Annotated in this window: 23 protein-coding genes; 7 read left to right on the top strand and 16 right to left on the bottom strand. The window is 31.7% G+C overall.

The window, feature by feature from the left end; all coding sequences use genetic code 11:
• Positions 1 to 179 precede the first annotated feature (179 nt).
• Together trpB and MJ_RS05560 are read right to left on the bottom strand one after the other, a co-directional pair.
• Complete coding sequence (gene trpB, locus MJ_RS05565; protein ID WP_064496708.1) at positions 180 to 1,385, bottom strand: tryptophan synthase subunit beta; 1,206 nt, start codon at positions 1,383 to 1,385, stop codon at positions 180 to 182.
• Between the two features lie 71 nt (positions 1,386 to 1,456).
• Positions 1,457 to 2,149, bottom strand: coding sequence for a ZIP family metal transporter (locus tag MJ_RS05560; RefSeq protein ID WP_064496707.1), 693 nt, complete (start codon positions 2,147 to 2,149; stop codon positions 1,457 to 1,459).
• A gap of 417 nt (positions 2,150 to 2,566) precedes the next feature.
• Between MJ_RS05560 and MJ_RS05555 the strand changes: the two genes are divergently transcribed.
• The gene (locus tag MJ_RS05555) at positions 2,567 to 3,400 is read left to right on the top strand and encodes a F420-dependent methylenetetrahydromethanopterin dehydrogenase (RefSeq protein WP_010870548.1); all 834 of its coding nucleotides are present in this window, start codon (positions 2,567 to 2,569) and stop codon (positions 3,398 to 3,400) included.
• A 22-nt stretch (positions 3,401 to 3,422) separates the two neighbouring features.
• Here the strand turns inward: MJ_RS05555 and MJ_RS05550 are convergent, their stop codons facing one another.
• The 8 genes from MJ_RS05550 to MJ_RS05515 form a co-directional block, all read right to left on the bottom strand.
• Positions 3,423 to 3,686, bottom strand: a complete 264-nt coding sequence (locus MJ_RS05550) for a signal recognition particle subunit SRP19/SEC65 family protein (RefSeq protein ID WP_010870547.1) — start codon at positions 3,684 to 3,686, stop codon at positions 3,423 to 3,425.
• A 9-nt stretch (positions 3,687 to 3,695) separates the two neighbouring features.
• Positions 3,696 to 4,649: a magnesium/cobalt transporter CorA gene (corA, locus tag MJ_RS05545; RefSeq protein ID WP_010870546.1), complete on the bottom strand. Its 954-nt coding sequence runs from the start codon at positions 4,647 to 4,649 to the stop codon at positions 3,696 to 3,698.
• Between the two features lies 1 nt (position 4,650).
• The gene (locus MJ_RS05540; RefSeq protein WP_010870545.1) at positions 4,651 to 5,751 is read right to left on the bottom strand and encodes a DUF373 family protein; all 1,101 of its coding nucleotides are present in this window, start codon (positions 5,749 to 5,751) and stop codon (positions 4,651 to 4,653) included.
• Positions 5,752 to 5,877: 126 nt separating this feature from the next.
• Entirely contained in the window at positions 5,878 to 6,795 is a 918-nt protein-coding gene (locus MJ_RS05535; RefSeq protein WP_064496706.1) for an AEC family transporter, read from the bottom strand.
• Positions 6,796 to 6,800: 5 nt separating this feature from the next.
• Positions 6,801 to 7,244 (bottom strand): phosphopantetheine adenylyltransferase, encoded by a 444-nt coding sequence (locus MJ_RS05530; protein ID WP_010870543.1) that lies wholly within the window; start codon positions 7,242 to 7,244, stop codon positions 6,801 to 6,803.
• A gap of 2 nt (positions 7,245 to 7,246) precedes the next feature.
• Positions 7,247 to 8,074 (bottom strand): 16S rRNA (adenine(1518)-N(6)/adenine(1519)-N(6))-dimethyltransferase RsmA, encoded by an 828-nt coding sequence (rsmA, locus tag MJ_RS05525; RefSeq protein WP_010870542.1) that lies wholly within the window; start codon positions 8,072 to 8,074, stop codon positions 7,247 to 7,249.
• A 47-nt stretch (positions 8,075 to 8,121) separates the two neighbouring features.
• Positions 8,122 to 10,092 carry a DNA topoisomerase VI subunit B gene (locus MJ_RS05520; RefSeq protein ID WP_064496705.1) on the bottom strand — a complete coding sequence of 657 codons (1,971 nt, stop codon included), beginning with the start codon at positions 10,090 to 10,092 and terminating at the stop codon, positions 8,122 to 8,124.
• Positions 10,093 to 10,242: 150 nt separating this feature from the next.
• Complete coding sequence (locus MJ_RS05515) at positions 10,243 to 11,367, bottom strand: hydrogenase large subunit (RefSeq protein WP_064496704.1); 1,125 nt, start codon at positions 11,365 to 11,367, stop codon at positions 10,243 to 10,245.
• Between the two features lie 170 nt (positions 11,368 to 11,537).
• On the opposite strand from MJ_RS05515, the gene thiC reads away from it, so the two are divergent.
• Both thiC and MJ_RS05505 read left to right on the top strand, forming a co-directional pair.
• The gene (gene thiC / locus MJ_RS05510) at positions 11,538 to 12,818 is read left to right on the top strand and encodes a phosphomethylpyrimidine synthase (RefSeq protein WP_010870539.1); all 1,281 of its coding nucleotides are present in this window, start codon (positions 11,538 to 11,540) and stop codon (positions 12,816 to 12,818) included.
• A gap of 15 nt (positions 12,819 to 12,833) precedes the next feature.
• Positions 12,834 to 13,988, top strand: a complete 1,155-nt coding sequence (locus MJ_RS05505) for an L-serine ammonia-lyase, iron-sulfur-dependent, subunit alpha (RefSeq protein ID WP_064496703.1) — start codon at positions 12,834 to 12,836, stop codon at positions 13,986 to 13,988.
• Here MJ_RS05505 and MJ_RS05500 read toward each other — a convergent pair whose 3' ends face one another.
• Positions 13,989 to 15,182 (bottom strand): ABC transporter permease, encoded by a 1,194-nt coding sequence (locus MJ_RS05500; RefSeq protein WP_064496702.1) that lies wholly within the window; start codon positions 15,180 to 15,182, stop codon positions 13,989 to 13,991.
• 10 nt (positions 15,183 to 15,192) lie between these two features.
• On the bottom strand, positions 15,193 to 15,981 hold the full coding sequence (locus tag MJ_RS05495; RefSeq protein ID WP_010870536.1) for an ABC transporter ATP-binding protein: 789 nt from the start codon (positions 15,979 to 15,981) through the stop codon (positions 15,193 to 15,195).
• An 80-nt stretch (positions 15,982 to 16,061) separates the two neighbouring features.
• On the opposite strand from MJ_RS05495, the gene arcS reads away from it, so the two are divergent.
• Both arcS and MJ_RS05485 read left to right on the top strand, forming a co-directional pair.
• On the top strand, positions 16,062 to 17,771 hold the full coding sequence (gene arcS / locus MJ_RS05490; protein WP_010870535.1) for an archaeosine synthase subunit alpha: 1,710 nt from the start codon (positions 16,062 to 16,064) through the stop codon (positions 17,769 to 17,771).
• Between the two features lie 232 nt (positions 17,772 to 18,003).
• Positions 18,004 to 18,495: a hypothetical protein gene (locus MJ_RS05485; RefSeq protein ID WP_010870534.1), complete on the top strand. Its 492-nt coding sequence runs from the start codon at positions 18,004 to 18,006 to the stop codon at positions 18,493 to 18,495.
• A gap of 43 nt (positions 18,496 to 18,538) precedes the next feature.
• Here MJ_RS05485 and MJ_RS05480 read toward each other — a convergent pair whose 3' ends face one another.
• On the bottom strand, positions 18,539 to 19,306 hold the full coding sequence (locus MJ_RS05480) for an HD domain-containing protein (RefSeq protein WP_064496701.1): 768 nt from the start codon (positions 19,304 to 19,306) through the stop codon (positions 18,539 to 18,541).
• Positions 19,307 to 19,412: 106 nt separating this feature from the next.
• On the bottom strand, positions 19,413 to 20,477 hold the full coding sequence (gene carA, locus MJ_RS05475; protein ID WP_010870532.1) for a glutamine-hydrolyzing carbamoyl-phosphate synthase small subunit: 1,065 nt from the start codon (positions 20,475 to 20,477) through the stop codon (positions 19,413 to 19,415).
• 132 nt (positions 20,478 to 20,609) lie between these two features.
• Between carA and serA the strand changes: the two genes are divergently transcribed.
• Complete coding sequence (gene serA / locus MJ_RS05470) at positions 20,610 to 22,184, top strand: phosphoglycerate dehydrogenase (RefSeq protein ID WP_010870531.1); 1,575 nt, start codon at positions 20,610 to 20,612, stop codon at positions 22,182 to 22,184.
• A 6-nt stretch (positions 22,185 to 22,190) separates the two neighbouring features.
• Here serA and MJ_RS05465 read toward each other — a convergent pair whose 3' ends face one another.
• On the bottom strand, positions 22,191 to 22,802 hold the full coding sequence (locus MJ_RS05465; RefSeq protein WP_010870530.1) for a hypothetical protein: 612 nt from the start codon (positions 22,800 to 22,802) through the stop codon (positions 22,191 to 22,193).
• Positions 22,792 to 23,676, bottom strand: a complete 885-nt coding sequence (locus MJ_RS05460) for a 7-cyano-7-deazaguanine synthase (protein WP_010870529.1) — start codon at positions 23,674 to 23,676, stop codon at positions 22,792 to 22,794. The genes MJ_RS05465 and MJ_RS05460 overlap by 11 nt, the downstream gene beginning before the upstream one ends.
• Positions 23,677 to 23,942: 266 nt before the next feature.
• Between MJ_RS05460 and pstS the strand changes: the two genes are divergently transcribed.
• Positions 23,943 to 25,076: a phosphate ABC transporter substrate-binding protein PstS gene (pstS, locus tag MJ_RS05455; protein WP_064496700.1), complete on the top strand. Its 1,134-nt coding sequence runs from the start codon at positions 23,943 to 23,945 to the stop codon at positions 25,074 to 25,076.
• Positions 25,077 to 25,120: the final 44 nt, after the last annotated feature.

Below are 25,120 nucleotides of genomic sequence, written 5' to 3'. Positions count from 1 at the left end.
CAACTTTTTAGTAAAAGCTGCCCGAACAACCTTTTTAGAAAAGGTTGATCAAAATCTTAATTTAAATGGGTATCCCAATAGGGCGAAGTCCTATGGTGTCTTGACCAGAACGGATACATTAAAGGGCTTTTAGTCCCTTTAATGTCTCTTAAGATTGTCTCAAGTAATCGAATATGTCTTTAAATCTCCCTTCCCAATGCCTTAGCAACAGTCTGAACGTCCTTATCCCCTCTTCCAGACAAATTAATAACCATTATATCATCTTTATCTAATTTATCAGCCAATTTAACAGCATAAGCTAAGGCATGAGAACTTTCCAATGCTGGTAAAATACCTTCTAACCTACATAGCAATTGAAATGCCTCTAAAGCTTCGTCATCAGTTACACAAACTGCTTTAATCCTTCCCTCATCCTTTAAAAATGAAAGCTCAGGTCCTACTCCAGGATAATCTAAACCTGCTGAAATACTGTAACTTTCTTCTATCTGCCCAAACTCATCCTCTTTAACATAAATCTTAGCTCCATGCAAAACTCCAACCTCTCCAGCACATAATGAAGCTCCATGCATTCCAGTTTCTATCCCTTTACCTCCAGCCTCAACAGCGTAAAGCTCTACGTCATCATCCAAAAACTCATAAAATGCCCCTATTGCATTACTTCCTCCTCCAACACATGCAACGATAACATCTGGCAATCTTCCCTCTTTTTCTAATATCTGCTCTTTAAGTTCTTTACCAATAACTCTTTGGAATTCTCTAACCATCATTGGGTATGGATGAGGTCCTAAGGCAGAACCAAGCAAATAGTAGGTAGTTCTAACGTTGGTTGTCCAATCTCTCAAAGCTTCATTTACAGCATCTTTTAATGTCTGTGAGCCTCCAAATACTGGAATAACCTTAGCTCCCATCAACTCCATCCTAAAAACATTTAATTTTTGCCTTTCAACGTCTTTAGCTCCCATGTATATTATGCATTCTAATCCAAGCTTTGCACATGCTGCTGCAGTAGCAACTCCATGCTGTCCAGCTCCAGTTTCAGCTATAACTCTCTTTTTACCCATCTTTTTAGCTAACAAAGCTTGTCCTAAGGCGTTGTTTATTTTATGAGCTCCTAAGTGTGCTAAATCTTCTCTCTTTAAATAAACTTTACAACCAAGTTCTTCACTCAATCTCTCAGCATAATATAATGGTGTTGGTCTTCCAACGTAATCCCTCAATAAAGCATAGAACTCTTCTCTAAAGTTTCCTTCATTGTTTATCCAAAATCTCTTAAATGCTTCTTCCAATTCAGCTATGGCTGGCATCAATGTTTCTGGAACAAATTTACCTCCGTAAATGCCAAACTTTCCATTTTCATCTGGATACATGTCTTTGTATTTCTTCAAGATGGACACCCCAAAAAGATAATTTTAGCTTCTGAAATAGTATTTGGTAGTAATACTTATACGTTTTGAACTTAATGCAATGCAATGATTCCAACCAATATATAGCCCAATAGAATATATAAGAACGTTTTTTCCTCTTTATGCTCATAGATATGAGGAGCAAGCATAAGAAACGCTCCTAAAAACACCCCTCCAGAGAATGCCAACAGTATCTTTGTAGATACATCCTTTAAAGTCACCAATCCAACTATAGTGCCAAGGACTGTTCCAAATGACACAAAAACCCCTGGATAGAGAGGATTCTTATAGACACCTTTTAGTGGAGATATCAAAACAAATCCAGCTGGGAGTTTATGCATCAATATAGCAAGATACAAAGGAAGCCCTATCTCACTTATATATGATACAGCAATTATCAACCCATCTATAAATGTGTGGATAAAGAAGGATATTGGATAAATAAACTTAATCCTATTTTCTTCTAAGTTGTCACACTCTACACAATATTTTTTTGATAATGGGCAGTATGCTAAATATTTTTCAATAAGATAGACTGTAATCATCCCCAAAATTACATATAACACAAACATGTTGGAGTATGATTTTGGAATTAATATTAGAGTTGCCACTCCAAATATAAATCCAAAGGAAATTGCCTCAAATTCATATTTATATTTTAAAGATACTGAGTAGTAAGCTAAAAGCTCGCCAATACACATGACAATAAAGCTTAGAATTGCAATAAATATTGGAACCTCAACCATGTTTGACACCTAAATTTTATATTTTATCTTATATTAATAATATTCCAACAAAAACCGGATTTAAACGTTAATATCATTCACATTATTTTATTTTTGTTAATTTAAAAATTCAAATTGTATAATTAATTAATATTTGTAGAATATAGCCCTAACTCATTTATGCCCATGAAGCAATTATACAAAAGCTAAAACTTTGGTTATTAATGTTAATTTCTGACTATTCTCATATTTATAGTCATTTATAGTTATTAGATTTTCTAATATATAACTTAAATAAAAATAATAGTTATTATTTTTTAATAACAAAATCTAAAGATATTATATATCAGGTGAATATTCCAAATAAGTAGTAAGATATTTATTGGATAAGCTTGGATAATACTAATATCCCTATTAAGTAATAAAAAAGGTGATAACTTGGTCGTAAAAATAGGAATAATAAAGTGTGGTAACATAGGAATGTCCCCAGTTGTTGATTTAGCATTAGATGAGAGAGCAGATAGAAAGGATATAGCAGTTAGAGTCTTAGGTAGTGGGGCAAAGATGGACCCAGAATCAGTTGAAGAGGTAACAAAGAAGATGGTTGAGGAAGTTAAGCCAGACTTCATCATCTACATAGGTCCAAATCCAGCCGCTCCAGGGCCTAAGAAGGCAAGAGAAATTTTAAGTCAAAGTGGAATTCCTGCAGTGATTATTGGAGACGCTCCAGGATTAAGAGTTAAGGATGAGATGGAACAGCAAGGTTTAGGATACATAATTATAAAATGTGACCCAATGATTGGTGCAAGAAGGGAGTTTTTAGACCCTGTTGAAATGGCATTATTCAATGCAGATGTTATAAGGGTTTTAGCTGGAACTGGAGCTTTAAGAATCGTTCAAGAGGCAATTGATAAGATGATTGACGCAGTTAAAGAGGGCAAAGAAATAGAATTACCAAAGATTGTTATTACAGAACAGAAGGCAGTTGAAGCTATGGAATTCACAAACCCTTACGCAAAGGCAAAGGCCATGGCTGCATTTACAATTGCTGAGAAGGTTGGAGATGTTGATGTTAAAGGTTGTTTCATGACAAAAGAGGCAGAGAAATATATCCCAATCGTTGCCTCTGCTCATGAAATGATTAGATATGCCGCTAAGTTGGTAGATGAAGCAAGAGAGTTAGAAAAAGCAATGGATGCTGTTAGTAGAAAACCACATCACCCAGAAGGAAAGAGATTGAGCAAAAAAGCATTAATGGAGAAACCAGAATAAATTAATCCTTTTTAATTCTATTTTAATTTTTTCCTTTTATTATTTTGCAAATCTCTTTTAGTAACTGCAGTTTATTTCCTTTATAATCAACCTCTACACATCCACATATCTCCCAATGTTGTCTTGGGTATCTTTTATCCCTATAAATCTTTGGTTCTAAGCCAAGTTTTTTTAATGCCTTTTCAATATCCTTTAAAGATGGCTTTTCTATAGCTAACTCTTCTGGAACTTTTCTTCCTTCTCTCCTACTTTTCTTTTTATCTATATAAGATGGCCATATAATCATTTTCTCCCTCTAAATCCATCCTGACCTTCTAAATATATAGACAAATATCATAATTATTACAACCATCAAAGCCATTACAAGCCAAAAACCTTGAGGGTTGTTTGCTAAAGGTAAATAAGAGAAGTTCATCCCGTATATTCCAGTAATCCACATGGGAACAGCGAAAATTGTCGTAACCATAGTTAGGATTTTCATAATTTGGTTCATCTTTATATTTTCTAATGAGAGGGTTATATCCATCATTGAGGTTAAAACCTCTCTATAGGTTGCTGACATATCAATTAACTGTAAAGTGTCGTAGTAAAGGTCTTCAAAGTTCTCTCTGTCTTCTTTTGTGGTTATTGGAAGATACTTTCTCTTTAATAAAACTAAGACATCCCTATTAGCTATTAAAGATTTATGAAAATAAACCAAAGTTTTTCTTAATCCTAAAATTTTTTCCATAACCTCTCTGTCATAGCCAGCTAATAATTTATCCTCCAACTCCTCCAACTCATCTTCTAAATTCATTAAAATTCTTGAATAACTCCTTGTAATCTCATTTAATATATGGTATAATAAAAAGCCAATTCCTCTTTCAAATACAATTCTTGGTTTTTTTGTTGATATTAATTTATGCAATCTTCCAATAGCCTTTATTTTATCCGAGTGGATTGTTAGTAGGAGGTTATTCTTAATATAGATACCTAAGGATGTTGTTGTAATATCCTCTTCAAATAATGGAGCTTTGTAAATAATTAAGTAAAAGTCCTCATCTTCCTCTACCCTTGGAATTTCCTGCTCATCTAAACCAATTTGTAAATCAGAGACAGAAATACCAATTTTTTTAGAGAGTTTATATAGCTCTTCATCTTTTGGGTCATAACAATCAATCCAAATAAGTCTATAATCTTCAAAGCTAATTTCATCAAGTTTTGGCTCGACAATACTGCCATCTTTAGCTATAGCAATTACCGTAATCATATTAGCCCTTTGTGATGCTATTTTTTAATTTTTTGAATTTATCTTCTTTTGAACTTTTTGTAAATAGGATAACTGAAAGAATAATAACAATAGATATGTAAATTATAACACACATAACAAACATTATAAAGCTTATCTTTTTTAGTAGGTATTCCCCACCAGAAATAATCAGTTCTCTCGATATGAATATACATATCAAACAGAAAAAATACTTTTTAAGTATTTCTAAAAGGTCTTTTTCTGAGTTGATAATGGTATCTACAAATTTCCCAACCATTAAAATCAACAATGAAAGTGTTAAAGAATCCACAAAGTGCAATAAAAATTCTCCTATAAATTCTGTAAGTGTTGATGAAGTTTTATTAATAGAACTTAATGAGTATATTAGTCCAATAATTAAAATAAATATAGATATAGATGCAGAGATAGGAAAAACCCTCCCTACATCAAACTCTTCTTTCTTTTTAATTTTCTCCATTAATAACTTTCTAACACCCACTCCTTCCGATAATATATATAACCCAATAATTCCAACAACAATTCTCCAACCTATATCTGCAAATATCGCATACAATATTAAAGAAAATCCAATAAATGTTAAAATTAATGGGATATATTCTTCCATGGTCTTTTTAATAAACTCTTGGATTAAATAATAAGTGGATTCTAAGGTTTCACTCTGCTTAACTATAACTCTCTTCTTCCACACAAAAATATTTTTTGACTCCAAGTATTTTAAAATCATCTCATCCTCTTTTCCATCAGATACCAAATAAATAAAATCTGGATTATACAGATATAACAAAAAGTCTATCTGCTCCTTTATTCTCAATGCACATTTCTCTGATTCAACATCAACATCTCCAGAAATTGTAGCTATTTCAACATCTTTTCCACTTGCTTTTAACTCATCGTAAATCTTAACCCCTCCAAGAATTGCATTAACATCGCTATCTCCAGGGTCTGCCAAACCTAATTTTATCAATGCCTTTATGTTTTCCTCCCTACCTAAAATTGGTGTGTTTAGACCAGCTTTTCTTCCAATATCGTCATCAATATCAACAACAAGAACAAGATAATTTTTTACTCCTTCCTTTTCCATCCTTACTCCCTCTCATAGGCAAATAATGATAAACAAGATAAACAATGCCAACATTCTTAAAAATAACAGATAATTATAGTTACACTATTTAATGTTATATATACCTTTTAATTAATTAAAAATTATTTAATTTAATAAAATCCATCCCCAAAGGGCAATGACTAATAGAGAGAAAGTTGTTGTAATAAATATAGATGAAGCTATCAATTTAATATCTAACTCATATAATGTCCCTAAAACGAGCGTCATCATTGCTGAAGGCATAGAACTCTCAACCAATAAAACATTCTTCTCTAAACCTTTTATATTGATTAGTTCAGATAACGTAAAGGCAGTAGCTGGAGATACAATGAATCTAAATATTGACGCTATAATTCCCCAAAAGACTCCAAACTTTAAAGCCTTTGGTGAGAGAGATAAACCCAAAGACATCATGATTAAAGGGACAGTTGCTGAAGATAGATAATTTAAAGATTTTAAGATAAAGCTTGGAATATAATTTAATTTAAAACCAAAAAATACTAAGATTATTGATAGAATTCCAGTTATTAAGGGAGGGAATTTAGCCATATCTTTTAGGATGCTTTTATCTCTACCTTTTCCAAATCTTATCCCAACATAAGTTCCTAATAGCATTGTAGCAAAAACTCCTCCTAAGTCGCAGAATATAGCTCTTGCCAATCCCTCTTCACCAAACATTCCCAAAGCTACTGGATAACCTAAAAATCCAGTATTTCCAAGCATTGATACCAAAATTAATCCTCCAAGCTTTTCATCCTTTAATTTAAAGATGTGCTTTCCAAGTAAATAAGCCAATATCCCAACAAATAAACAGCATAAAAAAATGACCACTGGAAGCTTTAAAAATTCTAATATCTGAGATGAGGAGACATTTTTTGATATAGTTAAAAATATCGTTGAAGGCATAGCAATGTAAATAACGATATTGTTTAAAATCTTTGCATGTTCTTCTTTTAAAATCCCAAAGATTTTTGAAAAATACCCAACTAAAACTAAAATTAAGACAATTAAAACAACATCCATGGGTATCACTTTATTATTCTCCCCTCTTCATCTATCTCTCCCTTTCTAATCCTCGTTGTTGATATTGGCTTTCCATCTTCAGCTAATATAGGTTTGAAGATAACTATCTTTAATGGCTTTAATCCTTTAGACTCTCTTATTTTGTTTATTTTCTCTGCATTTTTTAGTGTTTCTTGAGTAACAACTATTATATCGTAATCTTCAGTTATTGCATCACCATAAGCATCATTTATAACTTTAATTTCATAATCAGCTTTAATACTATCCAAAAACTTTTTTAAATTTTCTATTCTTGTTTTTAAATCATTTATTTTATGTGTTTTATATTTTTTGGCAAATTCATCACTTGTTATTCCTATAGTTAATTTTCCTAAAGAGGATGCAAATTTTAAAAGCTCCTTATGCCCTCTATGCAGAATATCAAATGTTCCTCCTACTACTACCTTCATGGCTATAACCTACCCCTATTTTGCAGAAATCTATAGAATTCATTTGAGAGATTAACTATATCTTTAACAGAGAGTTTAAAAACCTTCTCATTTATTAGGTTTTTTATCTCTGAGTTTGTATTTAAAAAATCTTCCAATATCTTTTTCATTTCATCTTTGTTATAGTTTAATTCTTTGGAAGAATCAATCAACGCCTTCCTAACTGATTTATTTCTATGTTGAAATATAGCTCTCAAAAAATCATCAAAGAAATTTTCATTCTCTATGTGGTATTTGCCTTTGTTAGGTTTTATTTTAACTATTGCAGAATAAACCTTTGGTTTTGGATAGAAAGCACTTGGTGGAACTTTAGCTACTATCTCAACATCTGCCCTTGATTGAACCGCCACAGATAACCTTCCATAATCTTTTGTTCCCTCTTTAGCTACCATTCTCTTGGCAAACTCATACTGATACATTAAAACAGCTAAATCAAAGCCCCTCTTTATCAATTTAAATGTTATTGGTGATGAAATTTGATATGGAAGATTAGCTACAACCTTATTAAAATCTAACTTGTTTAAATCAACTTTTAATGCATCTCCCCAGATGATTTCTATATTGTTATAAAGCTCTTTTAATTTATTAGCATAAGGCTCTAAGCTTTTATCTATCTCAATGACATAGACTTTTTTAGCATTTTTAGCAAGCTCTTCTGTTAAAATTCCTTTTCCTAAGCCAATCTCTAAAACTACATCATCCTTTGTAAGATTTGCAGATTCCACTGCCTTATTAACAAAATTCTTATCTATTAAAAAGCATTGCCCTAATTTTTTCTTTGGTTTGAACATTGTTTCACTTTTTATTTATTCTAAAAAAGAGAAAAGAAAATAAAAATTTATTCTAACAACTTAACAACTTTCTCTTCAATCTCATCAACTGGTTTATTTAATATATTAGCCAATGCCTCAGCAAATATTCTTGCATACTTCATAACATACTTTCTCTTTTTCTCTTCTTCAGCCTCTCTTCTAATTCTTGATAAATATTTCTCTAATTCTCTACCACAAATCATCAACGCATGTCTAATTTCATTATAAATTTCTTCATTTTCATTTTCACTACAAGCAACTGCCTGCTTTCCTGCTGAAGTGTAAGGGATAAACGTAGATATTAGATTAACAAACACTGTTATTGGTGCATCTTCTCCTCTCAACCCATACCTCTTCCAATTTATACTCTTAACTGCCTTAGTTAAACCACAGGCTGAGGCATCATACAGCAAAGGAACGTGGTTAGCAAATCTCATAATCTCCATTCTTCTTCCTTCGTCTCCCTGCCTCCCAGCGTTTCCTCCATAGGCAATAGCAACTTCAACAGCGAATGGAATTCCTCCTTTATAAGTTTTTGGATTTCTCGTAATTGCCTTAACAAAATCTGGCTGTAAAAGCTCTTTTAATGATTTTTCTATATTCTCTGCTCCAATAGGTCTTAATCCTGTTGTTGGAGGAGCCATAAATTCCATACTTTGAAGACAATTAACAATCATTTCCGCCTCATCCCAAGTTAATTCCTTAGGATTTTTATTTAATATGCTTTTGACTTCATCCTCAAATTTTTTTAGTTCTTCATCAGATATTAGTCCTTTATTTTTTATTTCAGCGATAAATTCTTCTGGATTTTTAACTATATTTTTAACTTTTTTGTTTAATTCATCAACAACTGTAGCTGATAAATAGTTCTTTTCAGCCCATTCCATAAAGTTTTCAGGTATCTTCTTAAAGTGGTTCTTTAACTTGTTTATCTCCTCTTCACTTAGCTTATTAAATAAATATTCCATTGTTATATACTTTAAAGCGTATCTCTTTAATTCATCTAAGCTCTCTGGAAGGTTTTTAATTAACATTCTAACGGTTTCTATCTCATCATCGGTAATATAATCTTTAAATTTATTTAGATAGCTCTCAATATCTATATTTAAATAGCAAGAAACAACCATGTTCCAAAATACACTATCTTTAAATTTCTTTAATATTAAATCTCTAAGCATGTAATTTATAAGCTCTTTAATTCTTTTTGTTGTAACTCTTGAAAGTTCAGAGACGAGCATTGAAGAAACTTTCTTTGATTTTGTCTTTCTTGCAATATATAATAGTTCATCGGTAGTTAAACCATAAGGATGAGGTTTCATCTCCTCTGGTTTTTTAGGCAGTTCATTAACAACCCTATCAAATACAACCTCTCCATAAGGGTCTTTTAATACAATTTTTGCGTGTGGTGTTGCTAAACTTATTCTCCTCAAATATTCAAAAGGTCCAAACTCTCCTCTGTTGTAGCTAACTTCTTTAAACTCTCCCTCTACTCTTGTTCCTCTCCATTTTCCTTTTCTTACTTTTTTTGATACAATTTCTCCTTCGTTTTTCTCAACATTCATCTTTACTTCAACTTCATAGATATTGCCATCTCCAGTTGATGTTATAATTTTTAACGGCTTTCCAGTGGTTATTTGTGAAAATAGCAGAACTCCAGCAGCCCCAATTCCCTGCTGTCCTCTTGATTGAATAAACCTATGCATCTTAGAACCAGCTAACATCTTTCCAAATACCTTTGGGATGAATTCTAAAGGAATTCCAGGACCGTTGTCTTCAACTGCCACTTTATAGTGGTCAGCTCCTAACTTCTCAATCTCAACTTTTATATCTGGCAAAATGCCGGCTTCTTCACATGCATCTAAGCTGTTTGTAACCAATTCATGGATTATAGTTGTTAAACTTCTAATTTTTCCACTGTATCCAAGCATGTGTTTATTTTTCCTAAAAAATTCAGCAACTGAATGTTCTTTAAATTCTTTAAATAATTCATCTCCCATGAATCCCACCATTAAACTTATTTTGCAAATTAAGCTTTTATGTTGAAAATGATATATAAAATTTAAAATTGTCATATTTATATTTATCAATAAATATCAGTAAAATAAATAATGTAACAAAATAGAAATTAACTAAACTATTTTTAAACTTTAAATCTTATTTTCTTTAACAACAATCATCCTATCTGTGCAAGTAAAGCATGGGTCACAGCTTGCTATAATTAATTCAGCATCTGAAACATGATGTCCTGGCAGAATTGCTTCCATACAAGCTAAGTTGGTTGCTGTTGGTGTCCTAATTTTTACCTGTCTAACTCTACCATTTTCATCTAAACCATAAGAATAATAAACCTGCCCTCTTTGAGCTTCATTATAAACATCTATTGGTTTAAACTCCTTTAATTCATAGTTTGGGTTATATATTCTTTTATCCAAATTTGGCAAGTCCTTTAAACCCTGTCTAATGATTTTAACGCTCTCAAAACACTCATAAAATCTAACTGCCAATCTGCTAAATACATCTCCATCATCAAACACAATCTCTTCAAACTCAAAGTTATCATAAACAGGGACTTGTCCCATCTTTCTCATGTCACTATGTATTCCAGAACCTCTCGCTGTTGGGCCAAGAGCATGGAGTTTTTTAGCAGTTTTTTTATCTAAAACACCAACATCCTTAATCCTTGACATAATCATTGGGTCATTAACGGTTCTTTCCAATAATTTCTTTAAATTTTCTTCAAACTTTTCCAACCTCTCTAATAAAGCTGGAATCTTGCTCTCTTTTATATTACATCTCGGCCTAATTCCTCCTATTATAGGGCAAGAGTATTGAGCCCTCCCTCCAGTAATCTCTCCCAATATTTGCATTATTGGTTCTCTAATCATAAAAGCTCTGAAAGCCATTGTTTCAAAGCCTAAAACCTCAAAGGCATGTCCAAACAGCAACATGTGGGAATGTAATCTCTCCAACTCTTCAACTATAGCCCTTATATACTCAGCTCTCTCTGGAACCTCTATATCACATCCTCTCTCAGTAACTGTAACGTTACACCATACATGAATATGTGAGCAAATACCACAAATCTTTTCAGATAATATACTAATTTTTTCTGGTGGCAATCCTTCCATGATAAGCTCAATTCCCCTATAATTAACACCAATTACTAATTCAGCCTCTTTTATAATTTCATCTTCAATAAACAATCTTAACCTATGTGGTTCAAGCATTGTAGGATGAACTGGACCTATAGCTATCTCTCCCTCATACTTCATGAACAACACCCAACAATTATAAACATGATAATAGGTATATGACTCACTAAGGTAATGAATAGATAATTTATCATAATTAATAATGATAATTAGCTTAACCTTTTATATAGTTTTGTTTTAATAAAGTTATCGAGATGCATTATTATTTTATTACAAATCTGGTGATTGTTATGACTCAAATGGATGATGCAAAAAATGGGATTATCACTGAAGAGATGAAAATCGTTGCTGAAAAAGAAAAAATTGATATTGAAAAGCTTAGAAAACTTATAGCAAAAGGATATGTAGTTATTTTAAAGAATGTTAATAGGGATACAAATCCAGTAGGAATTGGGCAGAGTTTAAGAACTAAAGTAAATGCAAACATTGGGACGTCTCCAGATTGTGTTGATATAGAATTGGAGATAAAAAAGGCAAAAATTGCTGAAAAATATGGGGCAGATGCAGTAATGGATTTAAGCACTGGAGGTAATTTGGAAGAGATAAGAAAAGCGATAATGGATGCTGTTAAAATCCCTATTGGGACAGTTCCAATATATGAAGTTGGAAAATTGGCAAGAGAAAAGTATGGAAGAGTCATTGATATGAATGAAGATTTGATGTTTAAGGTTATTGAAAAGCAAGCTAAAGAAGGAGTAGATTTTATGACTTTACATTGTGGTATAACTAAACAGTCAGTTGAGAGATTAAAGAGAAGTGGAAGAATAATGGGAGTTGTAAGTAGAGGAGGAGCATTTTTAACCGCCTATATCTTATATCACAACGAAGAAAACCCATTATACAAAAACTTTGATTATTTATTAGATATCCTTAAAGAGCATGATGTAACTATAAGCTTAGGAGATGGAATGAGACCTGGTTGCTTAGCAGATAACACAGATAGGGCTCAAATTGAAGAGCTCATTACTTTAGGAGAGTTGGTTGAAAGATGTAGGGAGAAAGGAGTTCAATGTATGGTTGAAGGGCCAGGACATATTCCTATAAACTACATAGAAACAAACATCAGATTGCAAAAAAGTTTATGTAAAAATGCTCCATTCTACGTTTTGGGGCCGATAGTTACAGATATAGCCCCTGGCTATGACCATATAACTGCTGCAATTGGTGGAGCTTTAGCAGGCTATTATGGAGCTGATTTCCTCTGCTATGTAACTCCAAGTGAGCATTTAAGATTGCCTACAATAGAAGATGTTAAAGAAGGAGTTATAGCTACTAAAATAGCTGCTCAAGCTGCTGATGTTGCTAAAGGGAATAAATTAGCATGGGAAAAAGAGACAGAGATGGCTTATGCAAGGAAAAACCATGATTGGGAAAAGCAGTTTGAATTAGCAATAGATAAGGAGAAGGCAAGAAAGATGAGAGAAGAAATTCCATCAAAAGAAGAAAAGGCATGTTCAATTTGTGGGGATTACTGCGCTTTGTTAATGGTTGAAGAGTTAGGAAAGAGATAAAATGTGGTGTCTATTATGAACAAAAATGAATTAATAACTGAAATTTTAAAAAATGAGGTAGTTAAGGCGTTAGGTTGCACAGAAGTTGGATTAATTGGTTATACTGTCGCTAAGGCAAAACCAGAGGATTTGTATTCAATAAAAGAGATTAAATTAATCTTAGATAAGGGAACTTTTAAAAATGCCTTTTCAGTTGGTGTTCCTAACACTAATAAATTTGGAATATTGCCAGCAGTTGTTGGTGGTTTGTTAGGAAGGGAAGAGAATAAGCTTGAAGTATTCAAAGACATAAAATATGATGAGAAATTAGAAGAATTCATTGAAAATAAGTTAAAAATAGAAGTAATTGATTCAGACGTTTATTGTAAAGTAATTATAAAAGCTAATAAAGTATATGAGGCAGAAACAAAAGGGAGTCATTCTGGAAAATCTCTATCTGATGATTTAAAAAATGCATACAAAAGCCTAACTCTTAAAGATTTCATTGATTATATTGAAGATATTCCTGAAGAAGTTATTAAAATTATTAAAGAAACAATAGAAACTAACAAAAACCTCTCAACGCCAGAAGTTCCAGAAGATTTTATTAGCTTAGATTTAAAGGATGAAATTCTAAATCATATGCTTAAAAAAACAGTTTCAGCAGTTTATAATAGAATGATAGGTATCAATAAACCAGCCATGGCTATTGCTGGTAGTGGAAATATGGGATTAACAGCTACTTTACCAATAATCGCCTATGATGAAATAAAAGGGCATGATGAAGAGAAATTGACAAAATCTATAACTCTATCAGCTTTAACAACTATATATTCAGCATATCATTCATCCTACATCTCAGCAATGTGTGGATGTGTAAATAGAGGAGGAATTGGAGCTGTTTCTGGTTTATCCTATTATATATTTGGATTTGATAGAATTGAAGAAAGTATTAAAAGCTTTACAGCAAACCTTCCAGGAATCGTTTGTGACGGAGGAAAAATTGGCTGTGCTTTAAAGATAGCTTCTGGTGTCTTTGCTATATATTTATCTTTATTCTCCAAAGTGCCATATACAAATGGAATTGTCGGAAAGGACTTTAAAGAATGCATAGAGAATATTGGAAAAATTGGGAAAGCAATGAAACCAGTAGATGATGAGATAATAGAGATTTTGAAAAACAAGAAATAATTATTTTTTAAAGATAATTTTTATAACTCTTTTTAATGTTAGATTTTCTTCATACAGCAAAACACCAATTTTAAACAGCTTAATTGATAAGATAAAGGATATTACTATACTAACAATCATAATTGCTGTTGATAATACAATTTCTATTAAAGGTAGCTGAGTTACACTCGCTCTCAAAACAACTGCATAAGGAGCAGTAAATGGAACATAAGAAAGAATTTTAGCCATATAGTGATTTGGATTAACCATTATCGTGTTCATAAACATTATTGGAATAATTTGGATGATTATTATTGGAGATATTAATTGAGATGCATCTTTTGGATGAGAAAACAAGGAAGACAACCCGCATAGTAGAGATGAATAAAACAAGTATCCTAATACAAAATAAATCAAAGCAAAGATTGCTAAATACAGAGAGACTTTAACTGCATAAGTTATTATTATAGGTAAAGCAAACAACACCCAAATTCCTATTTGCAATAAACCAACAGCCGAAATTCCCAGTATTTTACCAAACATTAGATTTTCAGCTGATGAATAGCAAAGCAAAAGCTCCATAATTCTATTTTGCTTCTCTTCAATAATTGATGAGACAATAATTCCTGATAGTGAAGAGATAGCCATATACAACAAGAAAACAAATCCAATTGGCAATAATTGAGATAAAAACGTCTCTTTTTCAAATCCTTTTTTAGATACAGAATAAATTTCAAGATTCATAGGATTTATAACTCTATTGTATGTTTTATTATCAACCTTACCTTTTAAAAGCTTTTTTAATAGGAATTTATTTAGAGTATCTGTAATTATAGGATTTGGTGATTTTGTTGTTGAGTAAAGTATTATTTTTCCAGAATCTAAGTAATCTTTTGGAATAACTATTAAAGCATCTATGCTTTTATTTAAAACATCCTCTTTGCCTTTTTCAATGTTTTCATATTTTATAAAATATATGGTTGTATTTTTTCCAAAGTTATTTTCTACAACTTTATTTGGAATACCTAAGCCAAATTCATCAACATAGCCAACTTTTATCTCCTTAATGTCAAACATCATAAAACTTCCAATTATCGCTAAGGCAATTATAATTAAAGGCCCTATAATAGTAGCTATTAAAAACTGTTTCCTTTTTATATTGCTGAGAACTTCTCTTTTTCCAATAGTTAAAATTTTTTTGATATTGAGTTTCATTATATCACCACTATTCATCTAAAAATAGATCTTCCAATGAATATCTAACCTCAAATTTAATTACATCTTCTGCCTTTTCTTTTAAAATTAAAACAGCCTCTTCATAAGGAATCTCTTTCTTTATTAACTTTCCGTTATCTAAATACTCAATGTATGCCATTTTTCTACAGATATCTTCAATCTTTCCATAATGAACTGCTTTCCCTTTCTTTAAGATTAAAACTCTATCACACAACCTCTCTATCTTTTCTAATTGATGAGTTGATAGTATTATTGTTTTTCCTTCTTCCTTTAGCTCAAATATTATATCTCTCAGTAGTCTAACATTAACAACATCCAACCCAGAAAACGGCTCATCTAAAATAACAATATCTGGATTATGAATAACTGAAACAATAAATTGAACTTTTTGCTGATTTCCTTTAGATAGTTCTTTAATTTTTGAGTATTTGTAATTACTAATTTTTAGTTTATTTAACCAGTAATCAATACTTTTGGCAATCTCTTCTTTTTTCATCCCAGCCAATTCACCAAAAAACTTTAATACATCTACAACTTTCTCATCCCTATAAAGTCCCCTCTCCTCTGGCAAATAACCAATTTTTCCATTAACTTCTACATAGCCAGTATATTCCTCAATAATCCCTGCCAATATTCTTAAAGTAGTTGTTTTTCCAGCTCCATTATGCCCCAATAATCCAAAAATCTCCCCTTCATAAACTTCAAAAGAAATCTCATCCAAAACCTTTTTATCTCCAAAGTATTTTGTTAAGTTCTCTACCTTAATTTTTGGTTTCATAATCTCCCAACATTAATTTTATTAATGGTGATTATTAATATTCTTTTGAGTTTTAAAATTAAAGTTGTTGATGTGATAAAATGCTCGAACCAATTGCCTATGATATTGGAAGACTGTGCAAAGAGGAAGATAAAGAACTAACCCCTAAGCTAATTGACATTGATGTCATAGGACTTTCGCAGGAAAAAATTTTTTATGGTATAATGACACCTTTTAGGTGTCCAAATTCCAAATCCATATATGAACTGCGAAAGTCCTATGTTAAAGCTGATGGCATAAAGATGCCTTTTGATACATTTAGAGAACTAACCTCAATATTTAAAAAATCTTTTATTGGAACTGTTAAATATAAGGGTAATGTATTTAAATATCAAATACTAAACTTTGGTAAGCACGTTGATTTAATTGAATTGGAAGATGCTGATTTATATATCATAGCAGATGGTAGAAGGTTGATAGAAAGAAAAGAACTTCAAATAATACCAAAAATTAGAGAAAAAATATCTCCAAACTCAGCTATTTACTCCCCAGCTGTATTTCCTTGGGAAATTCCACTATTGGCTTATATAGGCGTTGATTACTTTGATGACTCATTAGCTAAGTTATATGCATCAATGGGCTACAAATTTACAAAAAATAGGGCTGTAAAGGTAGATAGCTTTAGTTTTGAGGAATTATATAATAACAATAAAAAAGTTTATGAGGAAATCTTAGAAGAAGTTAGGATAGCTATAAAAAATGGATTTCTAAGAAATGTTGTTGAAGAAACAGCTGTATCTCATCCATATTTGTGGGCAAATTATAGAAGATATGAGCCAGATTTAAGAAACATCCCGTTATCAAAAGAAAATAAGATTATTGTAACAACCAACATTAATATTCCAGAGGTTAAAAAATATTTGGAAAGATTAGATAACTATGAGCCGTATTCAAACATTATAGTTTTATTACCTTGCTCATCAAAAAAGCCCTACTCAATTTCCCAATCTCACCAAAAATTTATAAAGGCGATAAAATCTGCAAAAGTTGTTGTTGAGGAAGTTATATTAACATCTCCCTACGGATTAGTGCCGAGAGCTTTGGAAAGGTTAGTCAATTATGACATTCCAGTAACTGGAGAATGGAGTTTTGAAGAGATAGAGCTTATAAACAACTGTTTAAAAAACTTCTTAAAGAAGGTTAAGGAGAAATTTGATGATTATATTGTTATAGCTCATCTTCCAGAACACTACCTTGAGATTTTGGAGTTGGATGATATTGTTATTACATCAAAAGGAAATCCAACATCAGAAGAAGCTTTAAAAAATTTAACTGACACACTAAAAAAGTATAAAGAACTAACAAAAAGTAAAGATATAAATAAAAAGGGACAAAGAATTCATAATATTCAGCAACTTGCAGAGTTTCAATTTGGCATAAACTTTATACCAAACGAAATATTTATAAATCATAAGGGGCAAATATTTACAAAAATTAACAATAAAAATCAACAAATAGCATCAATAAATCCAAAAAATGGTTTGCTTATCTTAACCTTAAGTGGGGGAGAGTTGTTGTGGAACAGTGGGGGAAAAGACATCAACTATATTGAAGTAAATTATGAAATTAAAAAAGGTTCTCTCTTTCCTCCCGGATTTGTTGATTGCAATGAAAATATTTCCTATAATGATGAAGTCGTCTTAATTAAAGATGATACATTTTTAGGGATTGGAAGAGCTTTGATGAGTGGTTTTGAAATGAAAAAGGCAAAGCATGGAGCTTTAGTAAATATAAGAAATGTTAAAAGCTGACCTCCTCTCCGAGCTAAAGCTCGGAGGTTCCCACGGGGAACACCCTTCTCCCTACCGTCGCCGGTAGGTCACAGGGCAGGTTCAGCTCATCGGGCTGGGTCAGACAGCCCTCAAATAAAAATTATACACTAAATCGAATATATAAAAATTATGCTTGCTTATTCACCTTCCTAAATCCCCTCCGAGCTAAAACATTGGAGTTTTCTTAACAACAATTAATGGTGAATAGTTAATGGAGATTGAGAGAGTAGCTGAGCTAATATTATTAAAAGATAAAAATTTTAAAGAGAAAGAAAGACTAAGAGATCTATTAAGGGAATATATAAAAACAAAAGATGAAATTAGTTATTTAGAAAATATCCTTGAAGATTTTGAAAATTTGGATGTAAATTTAAAACATCTCAAAAGAGATGCTGATATTATAAAATCAATACTGCCAAGATTAAGTAAATTTACAAACATCCCAGTTTTCATGAAAATCGTTAAAATGTTAGAGGCAGTTGAAAAAATTGATACAGAAGATCTTGAATCTGTGAGATGGAACATCAATAAGGAAATAGAAGAGCTAAATGATAAACTTAAAACACTTGAGAATGAATTAAGGGTTATAATAATCAATGAAGCATTATCAAAAATAGGTACTTCGAATTTAGAAGAGTTTTCAAAATATTTAGAAAATCTGAGGTATGAAGAAAAAAATCAAAAAGAAGAAGCGTATAATTAGTGTCTTATTATTTTAAGAATTTTTGAAAGACACTATAAAATTTTTAAATTGTAATTTCTTCAAATACAGGTTTTTCTTTTTCAACTCTTGCATATACAGAGACATAATTTTTTATTCCACTCCATTTTATTTTCTCTCCTAAAACCTCTTGGATTTGGAATATCCCAGCTTCATTTGATAGTATTACCTCAATTTGTATTGGCTTCTCATCGCCCTCCTTTATTTCAACTCTTTCAATTGAAGCCGCTGAAACTGAATGTATATCATAGCATTTTTTACAGATTGGAATTCTTGACCTTCCCTTTGTCATATCTGTTCCATCTGCAACGGCAATAACTCCAGCTTCAATCGTTAATCCCATAATTCCTTCACTGTGAGAATAAATAGCGTGTAAAACCTCAGTAGTCATCTGATAAGCTTTCTCTTCTTTATAATACTTTTTTAATATGTTTTCAACTATATCCAAAGCCAAATATGCTGAATGTAAGTGATGAATATCTCTATGCACTGAATTTCCAATATCATGCAAATAAGCTCCCAAAAGAGTTATAACTAAAGAATCTTCAAAACTGCCTTTGCAGTCTTTTACAAAACTTGGCTCTATCCCTTTTTTATATAAAATTTTTAGCATCTTTATTGCATTGTTTGCCACTATCTTAGCGTGTGTTTTTCCATGGTCATTGTAGCCTAATCTACCAACAGCCATGATATTTGACATTTTTAAAAAAGTATTTACCTTTTTATTTTTAATTAGTTCATCATAAATCATTTTTGGAATCCCTTGTAGAGAATTTAGCTCTTCGAAGTCCATATCTCTCCCCATTTAGATAAAACTTGTTTTTAATTTAATTAAAATAATTTAAATTTAAAATTAAATTAACCTTCAAGGCAATAAAATAAAAATATTTTTTAGAAGTTTATTTCCTATCCTTCAGCTTAATCATCTCATCGAATAAAAACATTGTGTCATGAGGTCCTGGTCTTGCCTCTGGGTGGAATTGAACTGAGAATATTGGTAAATCCTTATGCCTAATACCTTCAACAGTCATATCGTTTAGATTTATAAAGCTAACTTCTACATCATCTGGTAAGCTCTCCTTTCTAACAGCAAATCCATGGTTTTGGGAGGTTATATAAACTTTTTGTGTTTTTAAATCTTTAACTGGCTGGTTTCCTCCCCTATGCCCAAACTTCATCTTGTATGTTTCTCCACCAAATGCTAAGGATAAAAGTTGATTACCTAAACAAATTCCTGTTATTGGGACAACACCAATTAAGTTTTTAATATTTTTAATAACTTCTTTTAATCTTGCTGGGTCTCCTGGGCCATTGGAGATTAAAACAAAATCTGGTTTGTATTCTAAGATTTCATCATACTTTGTGTTGTATGGGACTTGAATAACTTCACAGTTTCTTTGAACTAAACTTCTTATAATATTCAATTTAACTCCACAATCAATTAAAACACATCTTGCCTTTGGGTTAGCTGTTTTATGAATTTTTGGTTCTTTTGTTGAAACTAAAGGAACTAAATCAATATCTGATATATCACTGTATCTTTTAACTCTCTCCAATAATTCAGATATTTCATCATCACTTATTTCTTCAGCAACCTTTAAACAGCTTTTAACAACTCCTTTATCCCTAATCTTTCTTGTTAAGAATCTTGTATCAATATCTTGAATTCCTGGGATATCATACTCCTTTAAAAAGTCATCTAAAGCTTTACTTGTTACCTCTCTAACAACAAAACCCTCTGCCTTTATCCCATCTGACTCAAACCAATCCTTTTTAACTCCATAATTCCCTTCTAATGGATAAGTCATCATAACTATTTGCCCTTTATATGAAGGGTCTGTTAAAACTTCAACATAACCAGTCATAACTGTTGTAAAAACTAATTCTCCAAAAACCTCTTTCTCTGCTCCAAAACCTTTTCCTTTTAAAATTGTTCCGTCCTCTAAGATTAACACTGCCTCCATATATTTCACCAAAATACCTATAAACTATCACATATATATATGATTGGGATAATCATCTATCTACTGCTTTTAGAGGACATTATGCATTTTATAATTTATGGTTGTTAATAATTGATGAAATGGTGAATAGACATGGTTAAGATATTAGTTACAGACCCATTGCATGAAGATGCAATAAAGATATTAGAGGAAGTTGGAGAGGTTGAAGTAGCTACTGGATTAACAAAAGAAGAATTGTTAGAAAAAATTAAAGATGCAGATGTTTTAGTTGTTAGAAGTGGGACAAAGGTCACAAGGGATGTTATTGAGAAGGCTGAAAAATTAAAGGTTATTGGTAGAGCTGGAGTTGGAGTGGATAACATAGACGTTGAAGCAGCAACAGAAAAAGGGATTATAGTAGTTAATGCCCCTGATGCTTCATCAATCTCTGTAGCTGAGCTAACTATGGGATTAATGCTTGCTGCTGCAAGAAACATTCCTCAAGCAACAGCATCATTAAAAAGAGGAGAATGGGATAGAAAGAGATTTAAAGGTATTGAATTGTATGGAAAAACACTTGGAGTTATTGGTTTGGGAAGGATAGGACAGCAAGTTGTTAAGAGAGCTAAGGCATTTGGAATGAACATAATTGGTTACGACCCTTACATCCCAAAGGAAGTTGCTGAAAGTATGGGAGTTGAGTTGGTTGATGATATAAATGAGCTATGTAAGAGGGCTGATTTTATAACTCTGCATGTTCCATTAACACCAAAAACAAGACATATTATTGGTAGAGAACAAATAGCCCTAATGAAAAAGAATGCCATAATTGTTAATTGTGCAAGAGGAGGACTTATTGATGAAAAGGCTTTATATGAAGCATTAAAAGAGGGTAAAATTAGAGCAGCAGCCTTGGATGTGTTTGAGGAAGAGCCACCTAAGGACAATCCATTATTAACGTTAGATAATGTTATAGGAACTCCACACCAAGGAGCTTCAACTGAAGAGGCACAGAAAGCAGCTGGAACTATTGTGGCAGAGCAGATAAAGAAGGTTTTGAGAGGAGAGTTAGCTGAAAATGTTGTAAATATGCCCAATATTCCCCAAGAAAAGTTAGGAAAACTAAAACCATACATGTTGTTGGCAGAGATGCTTGGAAACATTGTTATGCAGGTATTAGATGGTTCTGTTAATAGGGTTGAACTTATATATTCAGGAGAATTAGCCAAAGAAAAAACTGATTTAATAAAAAGAGCTTTCTTAAAAGGGCTTTTGTCACCAATATTATTGGCTGGAATCAATTTGGTTAATGCCCCTATTATAGCAAAAAATAGAAATATCAATGTGGTTGAAAGCTCAACCTCTGAAGAGAAATATGGAAATGCTATAAAAATAACTGCTGAAAGTGATAAGAAAAAATTCTCAATAGTTGGGGCAATAATAAACAATAAACCAGTTATCTTAGAAGTTGATGGATATGAAGTTAGCTTCATTCCAGAGGGAGTTTTAGCAATTATTAAACATATTGATAGACCTGGCACAATTGGTAGGGTGTGCATAACATTGGGTGATTATGGAATAAATATTGCAAGTATGCAAGTAGGAAGAAAAGAGCCTGGAGGAGAAAGTGTAATGCTATTAAACTTAGACCATACAGTCCCTGAGGAAGTTATTGAAAAAATAAAAGAGATTCCAAATATTAAAGATGTTGCTGTGATAAATTTATAATCATTATTATTTGAGTACCATGTCTCCAATTTCAAACCTTTTTAGTTCAGAGATGCTCATCCTATCCTTTAAAAACTCTTTTGGAATCAAATATAAAAATTTTGGATCATAAGGTTCTCCTTTTAATCCTAAAACCACAGCATCAATGTTTTCTGGATATCTTAGGCTTATAATTTCATTTATTGGATAAGATTTTTTGAATATTGGATATATTTTGTATCCTTTAAAGTAAATGCCGTCATCTCTAAACTCAGCTCCTATATTTTTTAAATAGTAAGCAAAAGATTTTGTATTTTCATCTAAATAATCCAATAAAGTGTTTATATTGTTTGTTTCTATTTTGCCATCTTCAATTTCTATTCTTTTAGCAAAATTTATTTTTACCTCACCATTTGTTGATGTATCCTCAATCTTTATCTTCTTCTTTCTTATATTATACCAAACTTTCCTAAAAAATGATTTTATCTTATATTTTAATAAAATATATCCTCCAAATATTGCCATTAGAATTAAAAATATTGGTAAAGCAACTATTGCCAAAATTATCAATAGCAATAAAATTAGAAATATCAAAAAAATTCCTGTAATTCCACCAACTCTATAAACCTTAACTTTCATCTACATCCCTCAGAGCGTTTTTGATTAAAGTAATATATTCATCTTTTTTGGGCACTACCATAATCTTTTTTGAAGGTAGTTTTATAGAAGCCCTAAACCCATGTTTTTTTGCTACTTCAGTGGCTATTTTGTTATATTTGTAGAGTTCATTAAAGAGTTTCTCATTTAATAGGGCGTTTTCATCAGCATACTGCAAACAGCATCCTTCCCTCCAAAATCCAATTTTATCACCTACCTCATGAGCCCTCTCTATCTCTATATTATAGTAATCCATTAGCTTTAAAACATCCTCACAAGCTAATCTTATCAAAGGTCTAAAGAATAAAACTTCTTTATCTTTTCCTTTGCTATATTTTTGTGGGACTGGAGTGAGTTCCATTTTGTTATATACAACCTCTCCATAAACATCTCTCAGATAGTTCATAACCGCTCCAGAGACTTTTTCAAGAGCAGAATCTCCAGTCATAATTATTCTAATTCCTTTTTCTTTGGATATATCAACGGCTTTATCCTTCATAATATTTTTACATATTCTGCAGATACTACTACCCTTAGCCCCCTTAGTTCTCTTTAAAAGTTCGTCTGTAATATTGTAAAATATCACTGGGATATCAAACTTCTTAGAGAGCTTTTCAACCATTTTTTTTGATACATCCCAACTCCATCTATGATAGAAGTGTATTAAATACTCTATATTTAATCCTAAGTCCTTAGCTAAGGCAATTGCTGTTGAGCTATCTTTTCCACCACTCGCCATAACTACAATGCCTTCATCTAAGGCATTTTTTTCTTTAAATTGTTCTATGATGTCTCTTTTTAATTCTTCTAAATTATTTAACTTTCTTTTATTTTTTGTCCATTCTGAGAATTCCATGGTTTCACAAAGAAGTGTTTTACTTTTTATATTGAGTTTTTAACTATTAAAATTGAATGTTCATAAAATATGAACTTTAATTCAAAATAGAAAACTTTATATACCTTTATGTATCTTACAATCTATTGTAAATTATGGTGTCATTCAAAAATAACAAAATCTACTAATGAAAATTTTGAACGCCTTCTTTTAGAAGGCGTTCATCTATACCTTAAATCATTAAAAAAGTTTTGAATGACACCACACAACCTACAAAAGGTGATGCTGTGAAAAAAATATTGGCATTAATATTGGGGCTGTGTTTAATAGTCCCAGTAATTTCAATAGCTGGATGTGTTGGTGGAGGTAATTCTCAACCGTCAAATAATGAAAAACCAAGTACCATAATAATTAGGACTACAGGGGCAACATTCCCAAAATACCAAATCCAGAAATGGATTGAAGATTATCAAAAAACCCATCCTAATGTCAAGATTGAGTATGAGGGAGGAGGTTCAGGATACGGGCAAGAGGCATTTGCAAAAGGTTTAACTGATATTGGAAGAACTGACCCTCCAGTTAAAGAAAGCATGTGGAAGAAATTCTTATCAACAGGAGACCAACCATTACAATTCCCAGAAATTGTTGGTGCTGTGGTTGTAACCTACAACATCCCAGAAATTGGAGATAAAACTTTAAAATTGAGTAGGGATGTTTTAGCTGATATATTCTTAGGTAAGATTGAATACTGGGACGATGAAAGAATTAAAAAAATAAACCCAGAAATTGCTGATAAACTCCCACATGAGAAGATTATCGTTGTTCATAGAAGTGACGCAAGTGGAACAACCGCCATATTTACAACATATCTAAGCTTAATTAGTAAGGAATGGGCTGAAAAAGTTGGAGCTGGAAAAACTGTTAATTGGCCAACTGATAATATAGGCAGGGGAGTCGCTGGAAAAGGAAATCCAGGTGTTGTAGCAATAGTGAAATCAACGCCTTATACAGTTGCATATACTGAGCTTTCATATGCAATAGAACAAAAACTTCCAGTTGCAGCATTAGAAAACAAAAATGGTAAATTTGTTAAACCAACAGATGAAACAATAAAAGCAGCAGTTTCAGCAGTTAAGGCAAGTATTCCAAACCCAACAGAAGGATACAAAGAGGATTTAAAGCAGATGTTGGATGCCCCTGGAGACAATGCCTATCCAATAGTTGCATTCACACACTTATTAGTTTGGGAAAACAAAAATGGTAAGCACTACTCTCCAGAAAAAGCTAAAGCTATAAAAGATTTCTTAACATGGGTATTAACAGAAGGGCAGAAACCAGAGCATTTAGCTCCAGGTTATGTAGGATTACCAGAAGATGTTGCTAAGATTGGATTAAATGCTGTAAATATGATAAAAGAATAAATCTAATTTTTTAATATTTTTTAAATCCAAATTTAAAGATAAGA

The organism is Methanocaldococcus jannaschii DSM 2661 (genome assembly GCF_000091665.1).
In the GTDB taxonomy this organism is placed as follows: Archaea; AGJL01; Methanococci; order Methanococcales; family Methanocaldococcaceae; genus Methanocaldococcus; species Methanocaldococcus jannaschii.
This window is presented reverse-complemented; position numbering and strand designations above follow the sequence as displayed.

What these genes read in the sequence shown, in the direction of transcription:
- MJ_RS05560 (WP_064496707.1), bottom strand. Translation starts at nt 2,149, where the DNA reads ATGGTTGAGGTTCCAATATTTATTGCAATTCTAAGCTTTATTGTCATG.
- MJ_RS05550 (WP_010870547.1), bottom strand. Translation starts at nt 3,686, where the DNA reads ATGATTATATGGCCATCTTATATAGATAAAAAGAAAAGTAGGAGAGAA.
- corA (WP_010870546.1), bottom strand. Translation starts at nt 4,649, where the DNA reads ATGATTACGGTAATTGCTATAGCTAAAGATGGCAGTATTGTCGAGCCA.
- MJ_RS05540 (WP_010870545.1), bottom strand. Translation starts at nt 5,751, where the DNA reads ATGGAAAAGGAAGGAGTAAAAAATTATCTTGTTCTTGTTGTTGATATT.
- MJ_RS05535 (WP_064496706.1), bottom strand. Translation starts at nt 6,795, where the DNA reads ATGGATGTTGTTTTAATTGTCTTAATTTTAGTTTTAGTTGGGTATTTT.
- MJ_RS05530 (WP_010870543.1), bottom strand. Translation starts at nt 7,244, where the DNA reads ATGAAGGTAGTAGTAGGAGGAACATTTGATATTCTGCATAGAGGGCAT.
- rsmA (WP_010870542.1), bottom strand. Translation starts at nt 8,074, where the DNA reads ATGTTCAAACCAAAGAAAAAATTAGGGCAATGCTTTTTAATAGATAAG.
- MJ_RS05520 (WP_064496705.1), bottom strand. Translation starts at nt 10,092, where the DNA reads ATGGGAGATGAATTATTTAAAGAATTTAAAGAACATTCAGTTGCTGAA.
- MJ_RS05515 (WP_064496704.1), bottom strand. Translation starts at nt 11,367, where the DNA reads ATGAAGTATGAGGGAGAGATAGCTATAGGTCCAGTTCATCCTACAATG.
- thiC (WP_010870539.1), top strand. Translation starts at nt 11,538, where the DNA reads ATGACTCAAATGGATGATGCAAAAAATGGGATTATCACTGAAGAGATG.
- MJ_RS05505 (WP_064496703.1), top strand. Translation starts at nt 12,834, where the DNA reads ATGAACAAAAATGAATTAATAACTGAAATTTTAAAAAATGAGGTAGTT.
- MJ_RS05500 (WP_064496702.1), bottom strand. Translation starts at nt 15,182, where the DNA reads ATGAAACTCAATATCAAAAAAATTTTAACTATTGGAAAAAGAGAAGTT.
- MJ_RS05495 (WP_010870536.1), bottom strand. Translation starts at nt 15,981, where the DNA reads ATGAAACCAAAAATTAAGGTAGAGAACTTAACAAAATACTTTGGAGAT.
- arcS (WP_010870535.1), top strand. Translation starts at nt 16,062, where the DNA reads ATGCTCGAACCAATTGCCTATGATATTGGAAGACTGTGCAAAGAGGAA.
- MJ_RS05485 (WP_010870534.1), top strand. Translation starts at nt 18,004, where the DNA reads ATGGAGATTGAGAGAGTAGCTGAGCTAATATTATTAAAAGATAAAAAT.
- MJ_RS05480 (WP_064496701.1), bottom strand. Translation starts at nt 19,306, where the DNA reads ATGGACTTCGAAGAGCTAAATTCTCTACAAGGGATTCCAAAAATGATT.
- carA (WP_010870532.1), bottom strand. Translation starts at nt 20,477, where the DNA reads ATGGAGGCAGTGTTAATCTTAGAGGACGGAACAATTTTAAAAGGAAAA.
- serA (WP_010870531.1), top strand. Translation starts at nt 20,610, where the DNA reads ATGGTTAAGATATTAGTTACAGACCCATTGCATGAAGATGCAATAAAG.
- MJ_RS05465 (WP_010870530.1), bottom strand. Translation starts at nt 22,802, where the DNA reads ATGAAAGTTAAGGTTTATAGAGTTGGTGGAATTACAGGAATTTTTTTG.
- MJ_RS05460 (WP_010870529.1), bottom strand. Translation starts at nt 23,676, where the DNA reads ATGGAATTCTCAGAATGGACAAAAAATAAAAGAAAGTTAAATAATTTA.